Raw genomic sequence first — 23,011 nt, 5'->3', positions numbered from 1 at the left:
CGTCAGCTCGGTGCGCGGAAGATCGGTGCGAGTGAGCGTCGTCATGGCCTGCCACCCTGGTTCGGCATCATCCGCCTTCCATCGCGATTTCAGGCGACAGGGTGATGACAAGGGAGGCGGCACTGATCAGTTCCGTGCTGTCGCAAAACTGCAGTGTTGCGCAGCTAATTTGGATCGATTGCCGAGTCGAGGATTCGATGAACACGCAGCAACTGATCGCGGACGCCGTCCGCAACAGCAAGGATCGCAGCGAGTCGACGCTGTGGGACGCTTTGTTTTCGATCTGGTTTCGCCGCCTGGTCTATACCCAGATCTGGGAAGATCCCGAGGCCGACCTCGCGGCTCTGCAATTGCCGATCGGCTCCACCATCGTGACGATCTCGTCGGGCGGCTGCAACGCGCTGTCCTACCTCACCGCCAAGCCGGCGCAGGTATTCGCGGTCGATCTCAACGAGGCACATCTGGCGCTGCTCAAGCTAAAGCTCGCCGGCCTGCGCGCGCTGCCGGACTACGCATCGTTCTGGCAGTTCTTCGGCGAGGGCACCGCGGCCGGTAACGCCGACCTGTATCGCCGGCGGCTGCGCCCCGCGCTCGATCTCGACGCCCGGGGCTTTTGGGACGAGCGCGACTTCCGCGGCCGGCCGCGCTACCGTTACTTCACCGACGGGTTCTATCGCCACGGCGCGCTCGGCCGCTTCATCGGCTTTGCGCATCTGCTGGCGAAGATCGCCAAGATCGACCTCAACGTGCTGCTGAAGGGCGCGCCGGACTCGCCGGAGCGGCAGGCGGCGCTGCAGCGCGTCGACCGGCTGTTCCACTCGCGCTTCGCCCGCATGCTTACCCAGACCCCGGCGCTGCTGTTCAGCCTCGGCATTCCGCCGCAGCAGCGCGAACTGCTCGGCGGCGACCAGCCGCTCAACGAGGTGCTGCATCAGCGCCTGCTCCGGCTGATCGACGTCTATCCGAACGAGACCAATTATTTCGCCTGGCAGGCGCTGAGCCGGAGCTATCCGGGCCCGGGTGACCGCTGCCTGCCGCTGTATCTGCAGGAGGGGCGCTATCAGCAGATGCGCGCCGGCGCCGGGCTGGTGATCCCGGTGCACGAGAACCTCCGAGTGTTCCTGGAGAGTCTGCCAGCCCGCCAGATCGATGCCGTGGTGCTGCTGGATTCGCAGGACTGGATGGCGCCGGATGAAATCCGCGCGCTGTGGGACGCGATCGACCGCGCCGGCAAGGAGCAGGTGCGGGTGATCTTCCGCACCGCCGGCGCCGAATCTCCGTTGGAGACCGAGCCGCTGGCTCCGCTGCAGCAGACCTGGCAGCGCGACGCCGAACGCAGCGCCATCGGCTTCGACCGCGACCGCTCCGGCATCTATGGCGGCTTCCACTGCTATACGCGGCGGTCGGGGGCGGGGGGCTAGGCAGGACTACTGATAGGGTTCGTCCGAGGTTGAGGGCGGGTCGAACGAGTCCAGGCTCATTGATGGCAAGCTTCGCTTTTTGCGGCTGCCGACTCCATGCCGATCACGCTGCATTGATTCCACCGCACAGGTACATCGCCGGTTGCGGACTGAGGACGGCGCAGCAGACGCGAGCACATCAGCCCCTGTGCTGCTGAACTCATCGACGGCTGTAGAGCCGAACATGGGGCCTTCGGGTCGCACCGATGCGGGCGCGACTGCCGCCGTCCAGATCAAATAATATTTGGCTGACAAGGTCTTAGGTTCGGATCGCCAGCCGAGAAGGGCGTCCCGGGATTCGGCGTTTATTGTTTCTTAAACAAACGGCTCGGACCAGCTTCGACCGACTTTCAAGTGCTGACGTTCACGCGGTCGGCTTAAGCATTGCTTAGCGGTGCCTCTTCAACATCCACTGCTACAAACGTAGCAGAGAGAGCGTTCGTTGCTCTTCTCTTCTCGGCCTTCACTCCATCGAAAAGACGCCCGCTGGACCAAAGCGACTGGGATGGAAGTCATGTCTGACGCCCTGTTGTCTCGCTTCGTTCGAGATCGCAAAGCGAACATCGCGGTCATTACCGCCCTCGTGATGATTCCCATCGTCTTTCTGCTCGGCATGACGCTCGACTTCACCCAGGCGTTGCGCAAGAAGCAGCAACTCGACGCCGCCGCCGACGCGGCCGCCATCGCAGCCGTTCGTCCGGCGATGCTGATGCAAACCGACGCGGTGGCACAAAACACCGCCTACGCGATCTTCATGTCGACCGCCAACCGGCTGGCGTCCGGGTTGGCGTCGGTGCCGACGCCGACCATTACGATCACTGACGTGGGGCTTCAGCGCACCGTTAAGGTGTCCTACAACGCCGCATCGCTGAACAACTTCCCCCAGCTGCTCATGAACAATGTGTCATGGGCGATCAGTGGTGCATCGACGGCGCAAGCGTCCAGTGCGCCAAATATGAATTTCTATCTCTTGATGGACGATTCGCCGTCGATGGGCATCGGTGCGACTGCGACCGACATCAGCAATCTGATTGCCGCCACTGCGCCGAAGTACCAGAAAGCGTCATCCTCGCAGAATTGCGGCTTCGCCTGTCATGAAACGAATATCGCCCATGACGGCGGGACCAAGGATAACCTCGCCATCGCACGAGCCAACAACATCACGTTGCGGATCGATCTCGTGACCAGCGCCGTCAATCAGCTGCTCAACACCTGGTCGAACTGCCCGCAGTCCGGAATCTCGGGGGGAGTCATGCAGTGCATGTCGGCCCTGAACAATACCTCGTATCGAGCGGCGCTCTATACGTTCGATTTGGGCCTGAATACGTTGGCGTCGCTCACCACCCCGACGACGGCTGGCGCCCAGGTTTCCAACATTGCGCTGATGCCCGTCGCGTATCAGAACTGCGTGGCTTCACCGAGCAACTGCAAGACCGACAACGGCACGGATATCGCGGGGGCTCTCACCAGCCTCAACGGCATCATGCCGAGCCCGGGCCTTGGTAGCAATGCTTCGGGCGATACGCCCCAGGAAGTCGTCTTCCTCGTCACCGACGGCGTGGAGGACAAGATCTCCTCGTCCTGCCCAAACGGCAGCTATGCCTCCAACAGCCGCTGCCAGCAGCCGCTCGACACCTCGATCTGTACGACCATCAAGAACCGGGGCATCAAGATCGCGATCCTCTATACGGAGTATCTGCAGCTCAAGACCCCCAATGTCCCGGTGACGGACACTTGGTACATGAGTTGGATCGATGCTTACGACGAGCCGACGTCTTCGACCGGCGCTATTGCGCAGAATCTGCAAGCCTGCGCGTCCCCAGGCTTCTTCTCGAACGTCCAAACCGGCGGCAACATCACGCAAGCCTTGACGGATTTGTTCCTCAAGGTCGCGTCGAGCACTGCCAGCCTCACGCAATGAGAAAGCCGCCATGGCCCGATTCGGACTAAGAGCAATCAAACAGGGTCGGGTTCGTATCGGTGCCTTCGCCAAGGATCGCGCAGGCGCCACCGCGGTGGAATTCGCGCTGATCGCCACGCCGTTCTTCGCGATCATTGTCGCGTTGATCCAGACTTTTCTGTTGTTCTTTGCGCAGTCGGTTCTTGAAAACACGGTTCGGAAATCGGCCCGCCAGATCCTGACCGGCCAGGTTCAGGCGCAGAATGTCAGCCTGACGCCGGCGGCGTCGGCCGCCGCCTTCAAGCAGACCGTCTGCACCAATGCCAACGTGCTCTTCAGTTGCTCGGGGCTGATGGTCGACGTCAACGTCGCCAACAATTGGTCGGCGGCGAATATAGCCATGCCGGCGCTGACCTACGACAGCAACGGCAACGTCAACAACAGCTGGCAATTCAACCCGGGCCACGCCGGCGACATCGTCGTCGTCCGGGTGATGTATCTCTGGCCGATGTTCTTCGGACCGATCGCCTTCAATTTGGCGAATCAGCCGAACGGATCACGCCTGATCATGGCGTCCGCAGCGTTCCAGAACGAGCCTGCCAACCCCTAGAGGTCCCGTCCATGATCCGCCGATCAGTTTCCGTCAGGAGTTTGCAGGCCGACGTTGACGCCGTCGCCGCAACCGAGTTCGCGATCGTGGTGCCATTTCTGCTGGCGCTGTTCATCGGCGGAGTCGAGCTCGCGAACGGAATGGCGATCAGCGTCAAAGTCAGCGCGACGGCTCACTCCGTGGCCGACATGGTGACGCAGAACACCTCGCTCAGCACCTCATCGATGCAGAATATCCTCACCGGAGCGAGCGCAACAATCGCGCCGTATTCCATCAGTGACAGCAGCGGCAAGTCACTTCTGACCGTGACCGTGTCGGAGGTTTCCAGTGACGCAAACGGCAATCTGACCCTGCAATGGAGCCAGTCGTATAACGGCGCCACCTTCGGGTCGGGGAGGACCAGCCTGTCCGGCCTGACCGTGCCGACGTCGCTGAACGGGACCGTCGGCAACGCGGCCAATCCGAACAACCAGAACGATCAGGTGTCGTTCATCGTGGGGGAGGTCACGTATGCCTATACGCCTAATCTCGGGTTCACGATCAGCGGCACCGTCAATCTGACGGATACGGTGTGGATGTTCCCGCGCTGCTCGACCGACAGTCCGTCTAATTCGAGCGGTCCCGCCTACTATGACGTCAAGTACTCCAGTTCGACCACGACGTGCACGTGTCTCCAGCATTTGCAGTATAAGAATTGCTAGCTAAGCGTCCGCTTCGGGCGGCGGTCTTGCAGGTCTTTCTCCGTGAGAACGTTTTGATTGCGCGCTGCGCGCGCGATGGATCCGCGGGTCAAACCCGCGGATGACGGCGGTGGAGTTGGTGGTTTCTTAGCGACCGTCTTCGTCAGTGTTGGCCCGTCGCGACTTTGCTGCAGTTGCACAAGGAGACGAGGTGGTCGGGTGAGGCGGCGATCACTGAGTGCCTAGCCGAGCGCCCTACGCGCATAGCAAATCGATGGCGCCAGCTTGATCCATCTCAATCCGCGATTCCGGCTGTCAGTTAGTTTGCCAATGACGAAGCGTGGCGCGGATGGTTCGTGCTTCCCGCGCCGGCAGCGTCTCTCCCCAGACTGGCCCCGCGCTCCCGATGCGCAACCGGGAGGCGGGGTTATTGTTGTCCGGTGGTGCAAGGCTTGGCTCGCTTGGGCCGCCTTGCCGAATGCGTCCTGATCGGGCAAGACTCTTGAAATTCACTAGAATTTCCAAGAGGCCGGTTTGATCGACAAGCTCGAGCTGCTACTCGCGCTCGCCAAGGAGCGGCATTTCGGCCGCGCCGCCGAGGCCTGCGGCGTGACCCAGCCGACGATGTCGACCGGCATCAAGCAGCTCGAAGAGATCTTGGGCGTGATGCTGGTGCAGCGCGGCTCGCGGTTTCTCGGCTTCACGCCGGAGGGCGAGCGGGCACTGGAATGGGCGCGCCGGATCGTCGCCGACAGCCGCGCGATGCGCCAGGATATCGGTGCGCTGAAGGCTGAGCTGTCCGGCGAACTGCGGATCGCCGCGATCCCGACCGTGCTCGGCATGGTGGCGCAGCTCACCACGCCGTTCCGCGCGCGGCACCCCAATGTCCGCTTCAGCATTCTGTCCTGTACCTCGTCGGAAGTGCTCGGCCTGCTCGAAAACCTCGAAGTCGACGCCGGGCTGACCTACACCGAGAACGAGCCGGTCGGCAAAGTCCGCAGCGTGCCGCTGTATCAGGAAAGCTATCGGCTGATCACCTCGCCGGACGGGATGTTCGGGGATCGCGATCAGGTGACCTGGCGTGAGGTTGGTCAGGTTCCGCTGTGCCTGCTGACGCCGAACATGCAGAACCGCCGCATCATCGACCGCGCGCTGCGCGCCGCCGGCACCACGGCGCAGCCGACGCTGACGTCGAATTCGATCATCGTGCTCTACACCCACGTCAAGACCGGGCGTTGGGCGAGCGTGATGCCGGCCAAGCTTGCCGAGACGCTCGGGCTCGGCGACGAAGTCCGCACCATTCCGATTGTCGAGCCCAAGGTCGCCTACAGCATCGGCCTGGTGGTGCCGCCGCGCGAGCCCTACACGCCGCTGGTCGCCGCCTTGATGCAGGTGGCCCGCGAAGTCGCCCCGACGCTGCAGAGCTGATCGCCGGCCGGGGGTGCTGACGGGAACTGCTGTGGCGTGCAGGCCGCCGCCACGAGTCATTCCGGGGCGCTCGCGAAGTGAGCGAACCCGGAATCTCCTTGCTCAAACAACCTCTGGATTCCGGGCTTGCCGCTGCGCGGCGCCCCGGAATGACGGGGAGGGCGATGGCGGCCCCGTGTCGTTATGGCTGCCCCTTGTCGTTGCGGATTCCTTATCGCAGCATTGGACTGCTTTATTGATCTTTTGAACAATTCTTATTCTCATCCGGCGATCCACGACGACGAAGAGCGCCGATGCAATACGAACCATGGGAACCTGCCCGCGCGAGCGAAATCATCGCCGGGCTGACGCACAAGGAAGGTGCGACGCTGCTGATGCTGCACGCGTTGCAGCAGGCGTTCGGCTATGTGCCGCAGGACGCCGAGCCGATGATCGCGCAGGCGCTGAACCTGTCACGCGCTGAAGTTCATGGCGTGCTCACCTTTTATCCGGACTTCCGCCGTGAGCCGCCGGGCCGCCACGTGCTGAAGCTGTGCCGCGCCGAGGCCTGCCAGGCTGCCGGCGGCGACGCGCTGGCGGCGCATGTCGAGGCCCGGCTGGGCGTCACCTTCGGCGCCACCACGGCGGACGGCGCGGTGACGCTGGAGCCGGCCTATTGCCTCGGCCTGTGCGCCACGGCGCCATCGGCGATGATCAACGAGCGCGTGGTCGGCCGGCTCGATGCCGGAAAGCTCGACGCCCTGCTGACGGAGGCGCAGCGATGAGTTTGCGCGTCTTTATCCCGCGCGATTCCGGCGCGCTCGCTGTCGGCGCCAACGAGGTCGCGGCCGCGCTGCTCGAACAGGCGCATGCGCGCGAGCTGCCGGTCGATCTTGTTCGTCCCGGCTCGCGCGGGCTGTATTGGCTCGAACCGATGCTGGAGGTGGACACGCCCGAGGGCCGCGTCGCCTACGGGCCGGTGACGCCGGCCGACGTGCCGGCGCTGCTCGATGCGATCGTGGCCGGCGCGCCGCATCCGCTGCGACAGGGGCTGACCGAAGAGATTCCGTGGCTGAAGCGGCAGACCCGGCTGACCTTCGCGCGCTGCGGCATCGTCGATCCGCGCTCGATCGACGATTATCGCGCTCATGGCGGCTATCGCGGGCTCGAACGAGCACTGAAGATGAGCTCGGACGCGATCATCGACGACGTCGTCAAATCCGGCCTGCGCGGCCGCGGCGGCGCGGGCTTTCCGACCGGCACCAAATGGCGCACCGTGGCGCAGGCCGGGCGCGGCCAGAAATACATCTGCTGCAACGCCGACGAGGGCGACAGTGGCACCTTCGCCGACCGGATGCTGATGGAGGGCGATCCCTTCATGATCATCGAGGGCATGACGATCGCCGGCATCGCGGTAGGTGCCACCAAGGGCTACATCTACATCCGCTCGGAATATCCGCATGCCGTCGAGGCGATGAACGCCGCGATCGAGGCGGCGCGGCGCACCGGCTATCTCGGCGAGCACATCTGCCACTCGACGGATTCGTTCGACATCGAAGTGAGAGTCGGCGCCGGCGCCTATATCTGCGGCGAAGAGACCTCGATGCTGGAGAGCCTCGAAGGCAAGCGCGGCACGGTGCGGGCGAAGCCGCCGCTACCTGCGCATAAAGGCCTGTTCGGCCGGCCGACGGTGATCAACAACGTGCTGACCTTCTCGGCAGTGCCCTACATCCTCGATGGCGGCGCCCAGGCCTATGCGGATTGCGGCATGGGCCGTTCGCGCGGCACCAAGCCGATCCAGCTCGGCGGCAACATCAAGCACGGCGGGCTGTTCGAGGTAGCGTTCGGGATCACCCTCGGTGAGCTGGTCGACGAGATCGGCGGCGGTACGCTGAGCGGCCGCCCGGTGCGCGCCGTTCAGGTCGGCGGCCCGCTCGGCGCGTACTTCCCGCGCGCGCTGTTCGATACGCCGTTCGACTACGAAGCGTTCGCCGCGCGGAGCGGCATGGTCGGGCATGGCGGCGTGGTGGTGTTCGACGACACCGTCGACATGGCCAAGCAGGCGCGGTTTGCGATGGAATTCTGCGCGCACGAATCCTGCGGCAAGTGCACGCCGTGCCGGATCGGTTCGACCCGCGGCGCCGAGACCGTCGACAAGATCATCGCCGGTGATAAGCCGGCCGCGAACATCGCCGTGCTCGAAGACCTCTGCAACACCATGAAGTTCGGCTCGCTGTGTGCGCTGGGCGGCTTGACGCCGATCCCAGTGCTGAGCGCGCTGACGCACTTCCCGGAAGATTTCGGCCTCGCGCCGCGCCGGCTGCAGGCGGCGGAATAAAGGACGACGACATGGCTTTGGTCCACGAAACCGATTTCGGAACGCCGCGCTCGCTCTCCGAAACCATGGTGACGGTGACGATCGATGGCCGCAGCGTTTCGGTGCCCGAAGGCACCTCGATCATGCGCGCCGCGATGGAGATCGGCACTGCGATCCCGAAACTCTGCGCCACCGATATGGTCGATGCGTTCGGCTCCTGCCGGCTGTGCCTGGTCGAGATCGACGGCCGTAGCGGAACGCCGGCATCGTGTACCACGCCGGTCGCCGACGGGCTCGTCGTCCATACCCAGACCGAGCGGCTCAAGCAGATCCGCAAGGGCGTGATGGAGCTGTACATCTCCGACCACCCGCTCGACTGCCTGACCTGCTCGGCCAACGGCGATTGCGAGTTGCAGGACATGGCCGGCGCGGTCGGCCTACGTGACGTGCGCTATGGATATTCCGGCGAGAAGCATCCCAATCCGGGGCTCGACGAGTCAAACCCGTACTTCACGTACGATCCGTCGAAATGCATCGTCTGCTCGCGCTGCGTCCGCGCCTGCGAGGAAGTACAAGGCACCTTCGCGCTGACCATCGCGGGCCGCGGTTTCGACTCCGTGGTGTCGCCCGGCATGCAGGAAAGCTTCCTCGGCTCGGAGTGCGTGTCCTGCGGCGCCTGCGTGCAGGCGTGCCCGACCGCGACGCTGAACGAGAAGAGCGTGATCGAGATCGGCACGCCGGAACGCTCGGTGGTGACGACCTGCGCCTACTGTGGCGTCGGCTGCACCTTCAAGGCCGAGATGCGCGGCGAAGAGCTGGTCCGCATGGTGCCTTACAAGGATGGCAAGGCCAACCGCGGCCATTCCTGCGTCAAGGGCCGCTTCGCCTGGGGCTACGCCAACCACAAGGAGCGCATCCTCAAGCCGATGATCCGCGCCAAGATCACCGAGCCGTGGCGCGAGGTGAGCTGGGACGAAGCCTTCAGCTACGCGGCCTCCGAGCTGAAGCGCATCCAGGCGAAGTACGGCCGCGACTCGGTCGGCGGCATCACCTCGTCGCGCTGCACCAACGAAGAAACCTTCCTGGTTCAGAAGCTGATCCGCGCCGGTTTCGGCAACAACAATGTCGACACCTGCGCCCGCGTCTGCCACTCGCCGACCGGCTACGGCCTGTCGACCGCGTTCGGCACCTCCGCCGGCACGCAGGATTTCGACTCGGTCGAGCATGCCGATGTGGTGATGATCATCGGCGCCAACCCGACCGACGGCCACCCGGTGTTCGGCTCGCGCCTGAAGAAGCGGCTGCGCCAGGGTGCCAAGCTGATCGTGATCGATCCGCGCCGGATCGACCTGGTTCGCTCGGCGCATGTCGAAGCCGCGCAGCATCTGCCGTTGAAACCCGGCACCAATGTCGCGGTGCTGACCGCGCTAGCGCACGTCATCGTCACCGAAGGGCTCGCCAACGAGGCCTTTGTGCGCGAGCGCTGCGACTGGAGCGAATACGAGCACTGGGCGGCGTTCGTTTCCGACGAGAAGCACAGCCCGGAGGCCACGGCTGCCTTCACCGGCGTCGATCCGGGCAGCTTGCGCGAAGCCGCGCGGCTCTACGCCACCGGCGGAAACGGCGCGATCTATTACGGGCTCGGCGTCACCGAGCACAGCCAGGGCTCGACCACCGTGATGGCGATCGCCAACCTGGCGATGGCCACCGGCAATCTCGGCCGGCCGGGCGTCGGCGTGAATCCGCTCCGCGGCCAGAACAACGTGCAGGGCTCATGCGACATGGGCTCGTTCCCGCATGAACTGCCGGGCTATCGCCACATCTCGACCGACTCGGTGCGCGAAAGCTTCGAGGCGCTGTGGAACGTCAAGCTCGACAACGAACCGGGCTTGCGCATTCCCAACATGCTCGACGCCGCGGTCGAGGGCTCGTTCAAGGCGCTGTATGTGCAGGGCGAGGACATTCTGCAGTCCGACCCCAACACCAAGCACGTCGCGGCCGGTCTCGAAGCGATGGAATGCGTCATCGTCCATGACCTGTTCCTCAACGAGACCGCCAACTACGCCCACATCTTCCTGCCGGGCTCGACCTTCCTGGAAAAGAACGGCACCTTCACCAATGCCGAACGCCGCATCCAGCGTGTCCGCAAGGTGATGTCGCCGAAGAACGGTCTGGAAGATTGGGAAGTCACGCTGCGGCTGGCCGAGGCGGTCGGTTACAAGATGAACTACACCCATCCGTCGCAGATCATGGACGAGATTGCGGCGCTGACCCCGACCTTCACCGGAGTGTCTTACGACCGGCTGGAAGAACTCGGCTCGATCCAGTGGCCGTGCAACGCCAATGCGCCCGAAGGCACGCCGGTGATGCACATCGACCATTTCGTGCGCGGCAAGGGCAAGTTCGTCATCACCGAATATGTCGCGACCGACGAACGCACCGGGCCACGCTTCCCGCTGCTGCTCACTACCGGCCGTATCCTGTCGCAGTACAATGTCGGCGCGCAGACCCGGCGGACCGCCAACACTGTGTGGCATGACGAGGACCGGCTGGAGATCCATCCGCACGACGCCGAGCAACGCGGCGTGCGCGACGGCGATTGGGTGCGGCTCGCCAGCCGTGCCGGCGAGACCACGCTGCGCGCGCTGATCACCGACCGCGTTGCGCCCGGCGTCGTCTATACGACGTTCCATCACCCCGACACCCAGGCCAATGTCGTCACGACGGAGTACTCGGACTGGGCCACCAACTGTCCGGAATACAAGGTGACGGCCGTGCAGGTCGCGCCGTCGAACGGGCCGTCGGAATGGCAGCGCTCCTATGAGCAGCAGGCGACTGCCGCGCGGCGGATTGCTGTGCCTGCGGAGGCCGCGGAGTGATGGCGCGGCCGACCGTCCACACCGGCAAGACTAAGGTCTGGCGTCACGGCCGGATGCAGCCCGGCACGCGCGCAATCCCCGACGAGACGCCGGTCGCGATCAGCTACAACGGCTCCTCCCAGGCGGTGATGATGGCAACGCCGGCCGATCTGGAAGACTTCGCGATCGGCTTCAGCCTGAGCGAAGGCGTGATCGGGCAAGCCGCCGAGATTGAGAGCCTGGAGATCGTGCCGCACGACGATGGCGTCGAACTGCGGATGTGGCTCGCGGGCGATGTCGCCGAACGTCTGCAGCAGCGCCGCCGGCATATCGCAGGACCGACCGGTTGCGGGCTGTGTGGAGTGGACTCGATTGCCGAGGCGGTCCGTCCGGTTGCGACCGTCGGTGCCGGCCGCAGTTTCTCGCCGCAGCAGATCATCGCCGCGATCGAGGCCCTGCCGCCGCTGCAGAAGCTCAACGTCGAAACCCGCGCGGTACACGCCGCTGCTTACTTCACGCCGGAACACGGCATTGTTCATGTGCGTGAGGATGTCGGTCGCCACAATGCGCTCGACAAGCTCGCCGGCGCGCTCGCCCGAGATAAAATCGATGCATCGAACGGCATCGTGCTGCTGACCAGCCGGGTCTCGGTCGAGATGGTGCAGAAGACCGCCGCGATCGGCGCCGCCGTGCTGGTCGCCGTGTCGGCGCCGACCGCACTTGCGGTGCGAATGGCGGAGGCTGCCGGCATTACGCTGGCTGCGATTGCGCGTGCCGATGGTTTCGAGCTGTTCAGCCATCCGCAGCGCATCACCGACATCGATCACAAGGGAGCTGCCGATGTCGCCTGACCGGCTGGTGTATATGGCCAATCAGATCGGCGCGTTCTTCCGCAGCCAGGGGCCGGACAAGGCGGTGCCGGGTATCACCGAGCATCTGAAGAAGTTCTGGGAGCCGCGGATGCGGCGGGCGATCATCGCGCATCTCGAGGCCGGGGGTGATGGGCTCGCGCCCGAGGTGCGGGCCGCAGTGGAGGCGTTGAAAGGGGCAACTTAGCAAGGGCGCATGCGACGACGGTCAGTCCGAAAACGGACGGCCGCAACAGGGGAAGGAAACGACATGACCATATTGGATGGGGCCGGACGGCTGTCCGGCGCACGGCCGGGTATTTTTGATCGCGAACGGATTATCGCTACCGCCGGTTTCAATCGTTGGCTGGTGCCGCCGGCGGCACTTTGTATCCACCTCTGCATCGGCATGGCGTACGGCTTCAGCGTGTTCTGGCTGCCGCTGTCGCGCGCGGTCGGGCTGTCGGCGCCGAAAGTCTGTGCCGACATGACCATCGTGCAGGAGCTGTTCACCACCACCTGCGACTGGCGCGTCGCCTCGATGGGGTGGATGTACACGCTGTTCTTCGTGCTGCTCGGCGCCTCGGCCGCGGTGTGGGGCGGCTGGCTGGAGCGGGTTGGTCCGCGCAAGGCCGGCTTCGTCGCTGCGGTGTGCTGGGCGGGCGGCTTGGTGCTCGGCGCGCTCGGCATCTATCTGCATCAACTCTGGCTGCTGTGGCTCGGCTCCGGCGTGATCGGCGGCATCGGTCTTGGCCTCGGCTACATCTCGCCGGTGTCGACGCTGGTGAAGTGGTTCCCGGATCGCCGCGGCATGGCCACCGGCATGGCGATCATGGGCTTCGGCGGCGGCGCGATGATTGGCGCCCCGTTGGCCAACATGTTGATGAACTATTTCAAGACCCCGACCGATGTCGGCGTGTGGCAGACCTTCCTGGCGATGGGCCTGATCTACTTCGTGTTCATGACCATCGGGGCGTTCTCCTATCGCCTCGCGCCGCCGAACTGGCGGCCGGACGGCTGGACCCCGCCGGAAAAGAACAACGCCTACATCACCGCGCATCAGGTGCACCTCAAGGACGCGCACAAGACCAAGCAGTTCTGGCTGATCTGGGCGGTGCTGTGCCTCAACGTTTCGGCCGGCATCGGCGTCATCGGCATGGCCTCGCCGATGTTGCAGGAGATCTTCGGCGGCAAGCTGATCGGTCTGCCGGACCTGTCGTTCAACCAGCTGTCGGCCGAGCAGAAGACCGTGATCGCCGGCATTGCGGCCGGCTTCGCTGGCCTGCTGTCACTGTTCAACATCGCCGGCCGGTTCTTCTGGGCGTCGCTGTCCGACCACATCGGCCGCAAGAACACCTATTACGTGTTCTTCCTGCTCGGCATCGTGCTCTACGCGCTGGCGCCGACGCTCGCCGCGATGGGCAGCAAGGCGCTGTTCGTGCTCGCCTTCGGCATCATCCTGTCGATGTATGGCGGCGGCTTCGCCACCGTGCCGGCGTATCTGGCCGACATCTTCGGCACCCAGTTCGTCGGCGCGATCCACGGCCGCCTGCTGACCGCCTGGGCGACCGCCGGCATTATCGGCCCGGTGGTGGTCAATTACATTCGCGAAGCGCAGATCGCCGCCGGCGTGCCACGCGCGCAGGTGTATGACTTCACGATGTATATCCTCGCCGGCATGCTGGTGCTCGGCCTGATCTGCAACGCGATGGTCAAGCCGCTTGCCGACAAGTGGTTCATGAAGCCCGAGGAAGTTGCCGCGCTACAGGCCAAGGGCGCCGCCGCCAATGTCGGCGGCGGCTCCTACGGCATCGGCAAGGGTGGGCTCGATGCCCGTGCCGCCGCGTTCTGGCTGTTCGTCGGCGTTCCGCTCGCCTGGGGCGTTTGGATCACGCTGCAGAACGCGATGAAGATCTTCTGATCCTGGCCAAAGCCGCGGGACGGCGGTTCGCCGCCGTCCCGCTTTGATTTGATCGTTTGGTTTGAGCTACGCGCTTCATTGCACTGCATCGATTGCGGCGCAGCGAATGTTCATCGCGATTCACTCGCAATCGTTCTTCTCTCCCGAAACGGATGTGATAGCGTCTCGCCACCGGCGTCCTCCGCCGGCGACGATCCGACGCGAACCGTTCCAACTAATAAGAATCAAAGCGGCCGGAATGGCCGCCGAGGGAGTGAACGCGATGACATCGGTCTTCACACGATCCGCTGTTGCCTGCGCCATTGCATTGGCGGCCGCTGCGATATCGCAGGCTGGCGCGCAGGGGCTGAAGAAGTACGAATCCGGCACCAAGGAATTCTGGAGCAACCCGCCGCCCGATTGGTTCCTCGGCGACGAGACCGAAGCGCAGAAGGGCCTCGCGCCGCCGGCTGGTCCGCCGACCGGTTCGTCCGACGCCGAACTCGCAGCGATGATGAAGAAGATCAAACTTCCGCCGGGCTTCAAGATCGAGGTCTATGCCTCGGGCGTGCTCGCCGCGCGGCAGATGGCGTGGGGCGACAACGGCACGCTGTTCGTCGGCTCGTTCGGACTCGGCAACGTCTATGCGATCACCGACAAGGACGGCAAGAAGCAGGTCAAGACCATCCTCAAAGGTCTGAAGATGCCGACCGGCCTTGCCTATCAGGGCGGCGCTTTGTACGTCATCGATATCGACAAGCTGATCCGCTACGACAATGCCGAAGCCAACCTGGATAATCTCGGCTCCGGCAAAGTCGTCTATGACGACATGCCGTCTTACGTGGCGCACGGCTGGAAGTATCTCGCCGCCGACAAGGACGGTTGGTTCTACGTGCCGTTCGGTCCGCCCTTCAACATCGGCATCCCGCCGACCTCGGTGTCGCAGATCCGCCGCGTTGATCCGAAGACCGGCAATGCGGAGATCGTCGCGCTCGGCGTGCGCAATTCGGTCGGCGGCGACGTTGATCCCCGCACCGGAAAATACTGGTTCACCGAGAATGCGCGCGACTGGATCAGCGACGACATGCCGAGCGACAAGCTCAACATGATCGCCAAGCTCGGCGAGCATTTCGGCTATCCGTATTGCCATCAGGGCGACATGCCGGATCCGAAATTTGCGATGGGGCATCAGTGCTCGGAGTTCACACCGCCGGTTCTCAATCTCGGCGCCCACGTCGCTCCGCTCGGCATGAAGTTCTACACCGGCGATCAGTTTCCGGCCGACTACAAGAACGCGATTCTGATCGCCGAACACGGCTCCTGGAATCGGCACAAATATCAGGGTGGCCGGATCGTCAAGGTGACGGCCGATCCCGACGGCAAGAACGCCAAGCAGGAGGTCTTCGCCGACGGCTGGATCGAAGGCGATCAGGGCTATCTCGGCCGTCCGGCCGATATCGTGCTGGCCAAGGACGGTTCGATCTTGGTGGCCGACGACTGGGCCGGCGCGATCTATCGCATCAGCTACAGCAAATGAGCTCGAGCTGAGCGCGCTCTCCCCACGTGTCATTCCGGGGCGCCGCGCAGCGGCGACCCGGAAGCCATGCTCCCCGTGCCGTTTGTGAGGCCCGACCACCGCCTTCGTGCTTCACCCGATCGCAGTGGTTATGGATTGGGGGCCTTCGCCCCGGCCGGCTGCGCCGACCGCGACGAATCCTGGAATGACGAACTCCAACCACAAGCTCTGAGCCAACAGAGGCCCCTTGCATGACTCGCCTGCTTGCTGCGCTGTCGCTGTCGTTCTGTTTTGGTTTGCTTGCCTCCCCTCTCGTCGCCGGTGACATCGAGGCCGGCAAGGCCAAGGCTGGGGTCTGCACGATCTGCCATGGCGAGAACGGCATCTCCAAGATGGAGTACACCCCGTCGCTGGCCGGACAGCCCGATCTCTACATTCAATGGCAGCTGGTGTTCTTCCGCGCCGGCACCCGCGAGAACGCCAATATGCGCTCGGTGGTCGAGGATCTCAGCAATGAGGACATCCGCAATCTCGGTGCGTATTTCGCTTCATTGCCGCCGATGAAAAATCTGAAGCCGGATGAAAAGCCCGAGCTGTCGCGCAAGGGCGCAGAGGCCGCGGTGGGACGGCGCTGCGCATCCTGCCACACTGACAGTTTCGCCGGCATCAAGGCGACCGCGCGACTTGCCGGCCAGCGCGAAGAATATCTGATCAAGGCGTTGAACGAGTTCAAATCCGGCCAGCGCTCCGGCGGCGCGATGGCGGCGATGGCCGACGTCGCCTATCAGCTCAGCGAAGAAGAAATCTACGCGCTGGCGCATTATCTGGCGCATTTGAATTAGGGTGTTTGGTCGATCGTTCACTACGATTGAGAGGCTGCCAAGCACCGCCTTGTCACCGTCGTTTGGGAGGCCGAGTACGCGCCAAAATGGTCATTCCGGGGCGCGCGTGAAACGCGCGAACCCGGAATCTCGATTTAGCGGATCACCCCTCGATAACCTCTGGATTCCGGGTTCGCTCACTGGCGTGAGCGCCCCGGAATGACGGGTGTGGGCGTTGACCTGCGAGCTTGATGACAGGGCAGGGCTGTCGACCTGTCTGCCTCACTCGTTTCATCCCAGGAACCAATCCGCATTCACGCCGTAGTCCAGCGGCGGACGACTCTCTCGCACAGTTGGATCGACACGGCAGCGATGGCTTCGATCGCCGCGAGAGCCGCGCCGCCATCACTCTGTCCTTCTGCGCGAGGTTCCATGGCTGACAAGCATCCCGAACTGAAATCCGCCAAGCTGGCCGACGCTTCGATCCATCGCGGGCCTGGCGGCGAGACCCATCAGGTTGCCAGCGGCGATATGCCGGCGCTCACCAGCCGGCAGGGCATTCCGATCAGCGACAATCAGAACAGCCTGAAGATCGGCCGGCGCGGGCCGACGCTGATGGAAGACTTTCTATTCCGCGAGAAAATCTTCCACTTCGACCACGAGCGCATTCCCGAGCGCGTCGTGCATGCGCGAGGTTTCGGCGCCCACGGCTTTTTCGAGACCTACGAGTCGCTGTCGGACATCACCGCCGCCGACATCTTCCAGCGCGCCGGCGAGCGCACGCCGGCTTTCGTGCGGTTCTCCACGGTCGCCGGCAACAAGGGCTCGTCGGATCTCGCGCGTGACGTCCGCGGCTTTGCCGTGAAGCTCTACACGCGCGAAGGCAACTGGGACATCGTCGGCAACAACATCCCGGTGTTCTTCATCCAGGACGCGATCAAGTTTCCCGATCTGGTGCACGCCGCCAAGCAGGAGCCGGACCGCGGCTTCCCGCAGGCGCAGACCGCGCACGATAATTTCTGGGACTTCATCTCGTTGATGCCGGAATCCATCAACATGGCGCTATGGATCATGTCCGACCGGACGATCCCGCGCTCCTTCCGGTTCATGGAAGGGTTCGGTGTCCACACCTTTCGGCTGATCAATGCAGAGGGCAAATCGACCTACGTCAAGTTTCACTGGAAGCCGAAGCTCGGCATGCAGTCGGTGGTGTGGAACGAGGCGGTGAAGATCAACGGCGCAGACCCGGACTTCCACCGCCGCGATCTGTGGGATGCGATCCAGGCCGGCGACTATCCGGAATGGGAGCTTGGCCTGCAGCTGTTCGACGACGCCTTCGCCGACGAGTTCGAGTTCGACATTCTCGATGCCACCAAGATCATTCCGGAAGAACGCGTGCCGATCCGCCGCGTCGGCCGGCTGGTGCTCGATCGGACCGTCGACAATTTCTTCGCCGAGACCGAGCAGGTCGCCTTCCACACCGCCAACATCGTGCCGGGCGTCGACTTCACCAACGATCCGCTGCTGCAGGGCCGCAACTTCTCCTATCTCGACACCCAACTGAAGCGGCTCGGCACCACCAATTTCACCGACCTGCCGATCAATGCGCCGAAGTGCCCGTTCCACAGCTTCACGCAGGACGGCCACATGGCGTTCAACAACCCGCGTGGCCGCGTCAACTACGAGCCGAACAGCTGGGGGACCGGACCGCGCGAGACGCCGAAGGGTTTCCGCAGCTTTCCGGCTGAGGAACCCGGCGAGCGGCGCCGCGCCCGCGGTGAACTGTTCGCCGATCACTACAGTCAGGCGCGGCAGTTCTACGTCAGCCAGAGCGAGATCGAGCAGACGCATATCAAGGACGCGTTCGTGTTCGAACTCAGCAAGGTCGAGACGCCGGCGATCCGCGCCCGCGTGGTGTCGCATCTCCTCAATGTCGACAAGACGCTCGCCCAGATGGTCGCCGACGGTCTCGGCATCAAGCTGCCGGCGGCTGCCGAGCCAGCCCGCAAGCCGATCACGGATTTGCCACCGTCGCCGGCGCTCAGCATCGTCAAGAATGCGCCGGGCAGCTTCAAGGGCCGCAAGCTCGGCATTCTGGTCAGCGACGGCGCCGACGCCAAGCTGCTGGCGGCGCTGGAGATCGTCGCCACAAAGCAAGGCGCGATGGTCGAACTGATCGCCCCGAAGGTCGGCGGCTTCACCGCGTCCGATGGTAAGCAGCGGCCGGCGAAGCAGAAGGTCAATGGTGGTCCGTCGGTGCTGTACGATGCGGTCGCGGTACTGCTCTCGCCAGACGGCGCCCTTCAACTGCAACAGGAAGCGACCGCGCGCGACTTCGTCGCCGACGCCTTCGCCCACGCCAAGTTTATTGCGGTCACCAAGGATGCGGCGCCACTTCTGGAGAAGGCCGGTGTCGAACCCGACGGCGGCGTGATGAGTCTCGGCGGACCAAAGGACGCCGAGCGTTTCCTGGAGCTTTGCTCGCAATTGCGGTTCTGGGAGCGCGAGCCGAAGGTTCACGTGGTGTAGCTAAGCTTGCTATTCGGCGACATTGATGGCGCGCGGCGGAGTCAGCTTCGCCGCGCGTCGCATTCCATTTGCCGGAATACAACAAACACTCGCCGCCGCCGCGGGCTTGTTCTACACACGGAGCTATGAGTGAGCTTCGAACATCGGGCGCGTCAGGCGCGATCCTCGGGACGGCAGAGGCGGCAACGGCGGCGGTCGCCGCACGCGTCGCGCGTTGGCGGGCGCTAGCCGCAGATCGATCCGGCGCCGATCCGTTCATGCCGATGGCCGAGGCAGGTCTGTTCGAGATCGGCCTTCCCGGCAGCGACGCGGCGCTCGACAGCTACAGGGCGATCGCGCAGGCCGAACGGGCGATTGCGGCGTCGACCGGCGAACTCGGTCTCGCCACGGCGTTCGCCGGGCGCCAACTGATCGCGCGGTTCTTTATCGCCGGCTTCGCCGACGCGGCGCAGCGCGGCGAGCTGGTGCCGCGGATTGCCTCGGGACGCGGTTGGGCCGCGGTGGCGATCTCGGAGCCCGGCGCCGGTGCGCATCCGAAGCATCTCCAGACGACCGCCGAACAGCGGGCCGACGGCTACGTCATCAACGGCCGCAAGGCGTGGAGCACCAACGGTCCGGTCGCCGATCTGTTTCTGGTGCTGGCGATCACCGGCGTCGAGCAGGGCCGCAAGCGCTACGGCCTGTTTCTGCTGCCGCGCGGCACCGAAGGATTGACGCTGACCCCGATGCCGTCGCTCGACGTACTGAAGCCGGCGTCGCATTGCGAACTAAGCTTTGAGAACTGCGTCGTGCCGGCCTCGGCGCGGATCGGCACGATGCCGGATGCCTATCCGGCGATGGCGCTGCCGTTCCGCGATCTCGAAGATACGGTCGCCACCGCGACCGCTGTCGGCTTCCTCGATTGGCTGCTGCACACGGTCGCGGCGCGGATCGCGAACAGCGAAGAGAACGCACTGACGCTCGGCCGCCTTGCTGGACTGCTGTCGCTGGCACAAGCGGGAAGCGCCGCCGCGGTGCAGGCGCTGGACAGCGGCGAGCCGCCCAATGGTGCGCGCGTGATCGGCGTCCGCAGCCTGGCGCGTATGCTCGTCGAAGAGCTGCGTGCGCTGCTGCCGCCGGATCGGATCGACGATCAACTCACCCGATCGCTGGCGGCATTCGACGTGCTGGCCAATGTGGCGCGCGAGCCGCGCAAGCAGCGGCAGATCGCCCTCGGCCAATCTCTCTGGAGCAATCAATAGCTATGACTGCGAATCTGCCGATGCAATCCATCGAGGCCGTCACCGCAGGTTTGGCATCGGTCGGCTATATCGCCAGCCGCCAGATCGCCACGGCGGTATATCTGGCCGAGAAGATCGAGAAGCCGATCCTGGTCGAAGGCCCCGCCGGCGTCGGCAAGACCGAACTGGCGAAAGCGTTGGCGAGCTGGCGCGGCCTGCAAATGATCCGGATGCAGTGCTACGAGGGGCTCGACGAGGCCAAGGCGCTGTATGAGTGGAAATACGCCAAGCAGCTGCTCTACACCCAGATCCTCAAGGACAAGCTCGGCGAAGTGCTCGGCGGCGCGCAGACGTTGACCGATGCGCTCGGTCGGCTGCACGATTTTGGCGACGTATTTTTCTCCAAGGAATTCGTCGAGCCGCGACCTCTGCTCAAGGCGCTGGAGCAGCCGCAGGGCTGCGTGCTGCTGGTCGATGAAATCGACAAGTCCGACGCGGAGTTCGAGTCGCTGCTGCTCGAAATCCTGTCCGACTATCAGGTGACGATCCCCGAGCTCGGCACCATCAGCGCCACGGTGAAGCCGCTGGTGCTGCTGACCTCGAACGGCGAACGCGATCTGTCGGACGCGCTGAAGCGGCGCTGCCTGCATCTGCACATCGGCTTCCCCGAACAGCGGCTGGAAGAGCGCATCGTCGAAAGCCGCGTGCCCGGCGCCGGCGAGACACTGCGCCGCCAGATGGTGGGCTTCATCAACCAGATTCGCGCGCTCGATCTGAAGAAGTTGCCGTCGGTCAGCGAAACGATCGACTGGGCGCGGGTGCTGGTGCTGCTGCAGGCGAGCGAGCTCGACCACCAGACCGTGAAGGACACGCTCAACGTGCTGTTGAAGTACGAAGCCGACATCGAAACCGCGCTGCCGCAGGTCTCCGGCTTCGTCGCCAAGGCCGGGCGCGAGGGCGTGTTCGGCTGATGCGCGAGGAGCTGCACCGCTTCTTCCGGGCGGCGCGCGGCGCCGGCGTGCGGGTGTCGCCGGCCGAGAGTATCGACGCGATGCGGGCGGTGTCGGAGGTCGGCTTCGCCGATCGCGGCCTGTTGCGCGACACCCTGCTGGTGACGCTGGCCAAGACCCAGGACGAGAAGCAGGCGCTGGCGCAATGCTTCGATCTGTTCTTCAGCCGGCCCGAGCCGAAGACGAATGCGGACGCCGCGGAAGGGGCCGATCAGCAGTCCGAAAGTGGGGCATCACCGTCGCAGCCGAGCGGCAGCAGCGCGCCGGGGCAGGGCGGCGGCGAAGGCTCGGCGCCGCCGGAACTCGGCGAGCTGGCCCAGATGCTGCTGGCGCAGGATCGCAGTGCGGTTGCCGCTGCGCTCGCCGGCGCTGCCAACGAAGCATCGCTCTCCAACATCCGGTTCTTCACCCAGCGCGGCCTGTTTCAGAGCCGGATGATGGAAGCGCTCGGTATCGGCCAGTTGCGCGACGATCTCGACCGGCTCAAGGCCGATGATCCGGCGCAGGCGGAACGGCTCGCTGCCGCGCTCGACGGCCTGCGCGACAGCGTGCGCGAAATGGTGGCGCAAGCGCTGCTACTCTACGGCCGCGAGGAGGCCGAAAACCTGCGCCACGAGGTGCTGCGCAACGCGCCGATGATGCGGCTGGAGCGGCGCCAGGTCGAGCAGATGAAGGAGCTGATCCGCGCCATCGCGCGGCGGCTGCGCGAGCGCTACAGCAAGCCGCGCAAGCGGCAGCGCCGCGGCCATCTCGACGTCCGCCGCACGATCCGCCGCAACGCCGCCTGGGGCAACATTCCGTTCCTCACCGCCTGGAAGCGGCGGCATCGCGACCGGCCGCAGATCGTGGCGCTGTGCGACGTCTCCGGCTCGGTGGCGCAGGTGTCGGATTTCTTCCTGCTGCTGATCCATAGCCTGCATGAGGTGGTCGACGACGTTCGCTCGTTCGCGTTCTCCGGCCACCTGATCGAGGTCAGCGACATCCTCGACAAGCAGGAGCCAGAAGCGGCGATGCGCGAGATCATGTCCAAGGTCGGGTTCGGCTCGTCCGATTACGGCGCCTCGCTGGCGGATTTCGAAAAGCGCTGGCTGCGCGCCGTGACGCCGAAGACCACGGTGATCGTGCTCGGCGACGCCCGCAGCAACAATCTCGATCCGCGCACCGACATCCTGCGCACCATCTCGGAGCGCGCCAAGCGCGTGGTCTGGCTCAATCCCGAAGGCCGGATGGGCTGGGGCTGGGGCGATTCGGAAATGTTCCGCTACGCGCCGTTCTGCAACTTGGTCCGGCAATGCGCGACGGCTAAGCAGCTCGAACGCGCGGTCTCGGACATCGTGGCGGCCTATCAGTAGCCGCTGGACGGCGCCGGCCTGTCTTGCGCCGACCGGCTGCGTGGCCGGCTCAATTTCGCGATAGTTAGTTGCGGCGCACAAGATGCGGCGATTGACTTCCCGCCGGCCCGCGCTTTCACTTCCCTCGTCGAGACGGCCATCAAGAGCCGCCGACCTTCCGAGGGAGAAGACCGATGAGCTTCGCTTACTTCGACTGGATCGCCCATCACGCCGAAGTCCGCCCGGAGCGGATCGCGGTGGTCGATCTCACCACCAGCCGCAACATCAGCTACCGCGCAATGGACGAACGGGTCGACCGGCTGGCGGCGCATCTCGCAACGCTCGGCGTCGGCCGCGGCGACCGCGTCGCGGTGCTGGCGCTGAATGCGGTCGAGACGCTGGAGGTGCAGTTCGCCTGCTTCCGGCTCGGCGCGATCTTCGTGCCGCTCAACGTCCGTCTCACCGTCCACGAACTGTCTTACATCGTCGGCGATGCCGCGCCGCGAGTGCTGGCGCACGATGACGAATTGGCGCCGATGGCGGCGGAGTTGAAGGCTGCGTGCGGCGTGCCGCATCTGCTGGCGTTCGGTCCGGCCTATGAGGC

The 23,011-nt window shown here is 64.6% G+C and carries 18 protein-coding genes; all 18 read left to right on the top strand.

The window, feature by feature from the left end; genetic code table 11:
• Positions 1-197 precede the first annotated feature (197 nt).
• Positions 198-1,421: a BtaA family protein gene (locus tag DYI24_RS04195; protein ID WP_164571373.1), complete on the top strand. Its 1,224-nt coding sequence runs from the start codon at positions 198-200 to the stop codon at positions 1,419-1,421.
• A 553-nt stretch (positions 1,422-1,974) separates the two neighbouring features.
• Positions 1,975-3,381 carry a TadE/TadG family type IV pilus assembly protein gene (locus tag DYI24_RS04190; RefSeq protein WP_164571372.1) on the top strand — a complete coding sequence of 469 codons (1,407 nt, stop codon included), beginning with the start codon at positions 1,975-1,977 and terminating at the stop codon, positions 3,379-3,381.
• A gap of 10 nt (positions 3,382-3,391) precedes the next feature.
• The gene (locus DYI24_RS04185; protein WP_107342914.1) at positions 3,392-3,970 is read left to right on the top strand and encodes a TadE/TadG family type IV pilus assembly protein; all 579 of its coding nucleotides are present in this window, start codon (positions 3,392-3,394) and stop codon (positions 3,968-3,970) included.
• An 11-nt stretch (positions 3,971-3,981) separates the two neighbouring features.
• The gene (locus DYI24_RS04180; RefSeq protein WP_164571371.1) at positions 3,982-4,671 is read left to right on the top strand and encodes a TadE/TadG family type IV pilus assembly protein; all 690 of its coding nucleotides are present in this window, start codon (positions 3,982-3,984) and stop codon (positions 4,669-4,671) included.
• A gap of 513 nt (positions 4,672-5,184) precedes the next feature.
• On the top strand, positions 5,185-6,078 hold the full coding sequence (locus DYI24_RS04175; protein WP_107342917.1) for a LysR family transcriptional regulator: 894 nt from the start codon (positions 5,185-5,187) through the stop codon (positions 6,076-6,078).
• A gap of 293 nt (positions 6,079-6,371) precedes the next feature.
• Positions 6,372-6,842: a formate dehydrogenase subunit gamma gene (locus DYI24_RS04170; RefSeq protein ID WP_164571370.1), complete on the top strand. Its 471-nt coding sequence runs from the start codon at positions 6,372-6,374 to the stop codon at positions 6,840-6,842.
• Positions 6,839-8,395: a formate dehydrogenase beta subunit gene (locus DYI24_RS04165; protein WP_164571369.1), complete on the top strand. Its 1,557-nt coding sequence runs from the start codon at positions 6,839-6,841 to the stop codon at positions 8,393-8,395. Before DYI24_RS04170 ends, DYI24_RS04165 begins: the two co-directional genes overlap by 4 nt.
• A gap of 11 nt (positions 8,396-8,406) precedes the next feature.
• Complete coding sequence (fdhF, locus tag DYI24_RS04160) at positions 8,407-11,253, top strand: formate dehydrogenase subunit alpha (RefSeq protein ID WP_164571368.1); 2,847 nt, start codon at positions 8,407-8,409, stop codon at positions 11,251-11,253.
• Positions 11,253-12,083 carry a formate dehydrogenase accessory sulfurtransferase FdhD gene (gene fdhD / locus DYI24_RS04155; protein ID WP_164571367.1) on the top strand — a complete coding sequence of 277 codons (831 nt, stop codon included), beginning with the start codon at positions 11,253-11,255 and terminating at the stop codon, positions 12,081-12,083. The genes fdhF and fdhD overlap by 1 nt, the downstream gene beginning before the upstream one ends.
• Positions 12,073-12,288, top strand: coding sequence for a formate dehydrogenase subunit delta (locus DYI24_RS04150; RefSeq protein ID WP_012494440.1), 216 nt, complete (start codon positions 12,073-12,075; stop codon positions 12,286-12,288). Before fdhD ends, DYI24_RS04150 begins: the two co-directional genes overlap by 11 nt.
• Before the next feature lie 63 nt (positions 12,289-12,351).
• The gene (locus DYI24_RS04145; protein WP_164571366.1) at positions 12,352-14,001 is read left to right on the top strand and encodes an OFA family MFS transporter; all 1,650 of its coding nucleotides are present in this window, start codon (positions 12,352-12,354) and stop codon (positions 13,999-14,001) included.
• Between the two features lie 262 nt (positions 14,002-14,263).
• Positions 14,264-15,517, top strand: coding sequence for a PQQ-dependent sugar dehydrogenase (locus DYI24_RS04140; RefSeq protein WP_164571365.1), 1,254 nt, complete (start codon positions 14,264-14,266; stop codon positions 15,515-15,517).
• A 230-nt stretch (positions 15,518-15,747) separates the two neighbouring features.
• On the top strand, positions 15,748-16,338 hold the full coding sequence (locus tag DYI24_RS04135) for a c-type cytochrome (protein WP_164571364.1): 591 nt from the start codon (positions 15,748-15,750) through the stop codon (positions 16,336-16,338).
• A gap of 411 nt (positions 16,339-16,749) precedes the next feature.
• On the top strand, positions 16,750-18,846 hold the full coding sequence (gene katE / locus DYI24_RS04130) for a catalase (RefSeq protein WP_164571363.1): 2,097 nt from the start codon (positions 16,750-16,752) through the stop codon (positions 18,844-18,846).
• 257 nt (positions 18,847-19,103) lie between these two features.
• Positions 19,104-20,087, top strand: a complete 984-nt coding sequence (locus tag DYI24_RS04125) for an acyl-CoA dehydrogenase family protein (protein ID WP_246701148.1) — start codon at positions 19,104-19,106, stop codon at positions 20,085-20,087.
• Positions 20,088-20,089: 2 nt separating this feature from the next.
• Positions 20,090-21,037, top strand: coding sequence for an AAA family ATPase (locus DYI24_RS04120; RefSeq protein WP_164571361.1), 948 nt, complete (start codon positions 20,090-20,092; stop codon positions 21,035-21,037).
• A complete protein-coding gene (locus tag DYI24_RS04115) occupies positions 21,037-22,428 on the top strand; it encodes a vWA domain-containing protein (RefSeq protein WP_164571360.1) in 1,392 nt (463 codons plus the stop codon). Before DYI24_RS04120 ends, DYI24_RS04115 begins: the two co-directional genes overlap by 1 nt.
• A 173-nt stretch (positions 22,429-22,601) precedes the next feature.
• A partial coding sequence (locus tag DYI24_RS04110; RefSeq protein ID WP_164571359.1) for an AMP-binding protein occupies positions 22,602-23,011 on the top strand: 410 nt, incomplete at its 3' end.

Source organism: Rhodopseudomonas sp. BR0C11, from assembly GCF_010820945.1.
Classification (GTDB): domain Bacteria; phylum Pseudomonadota; class Alphaproteobacteria; order Rhizobiales; family Xanthobacteraceae; genus Rhodopseudomonas; species Rhodopseudomonas palustris_H.
Note: the sequence above shows the minus strand (reverse complement) of the source record. Positions and strands in the feature narration are given on the sequence as shown.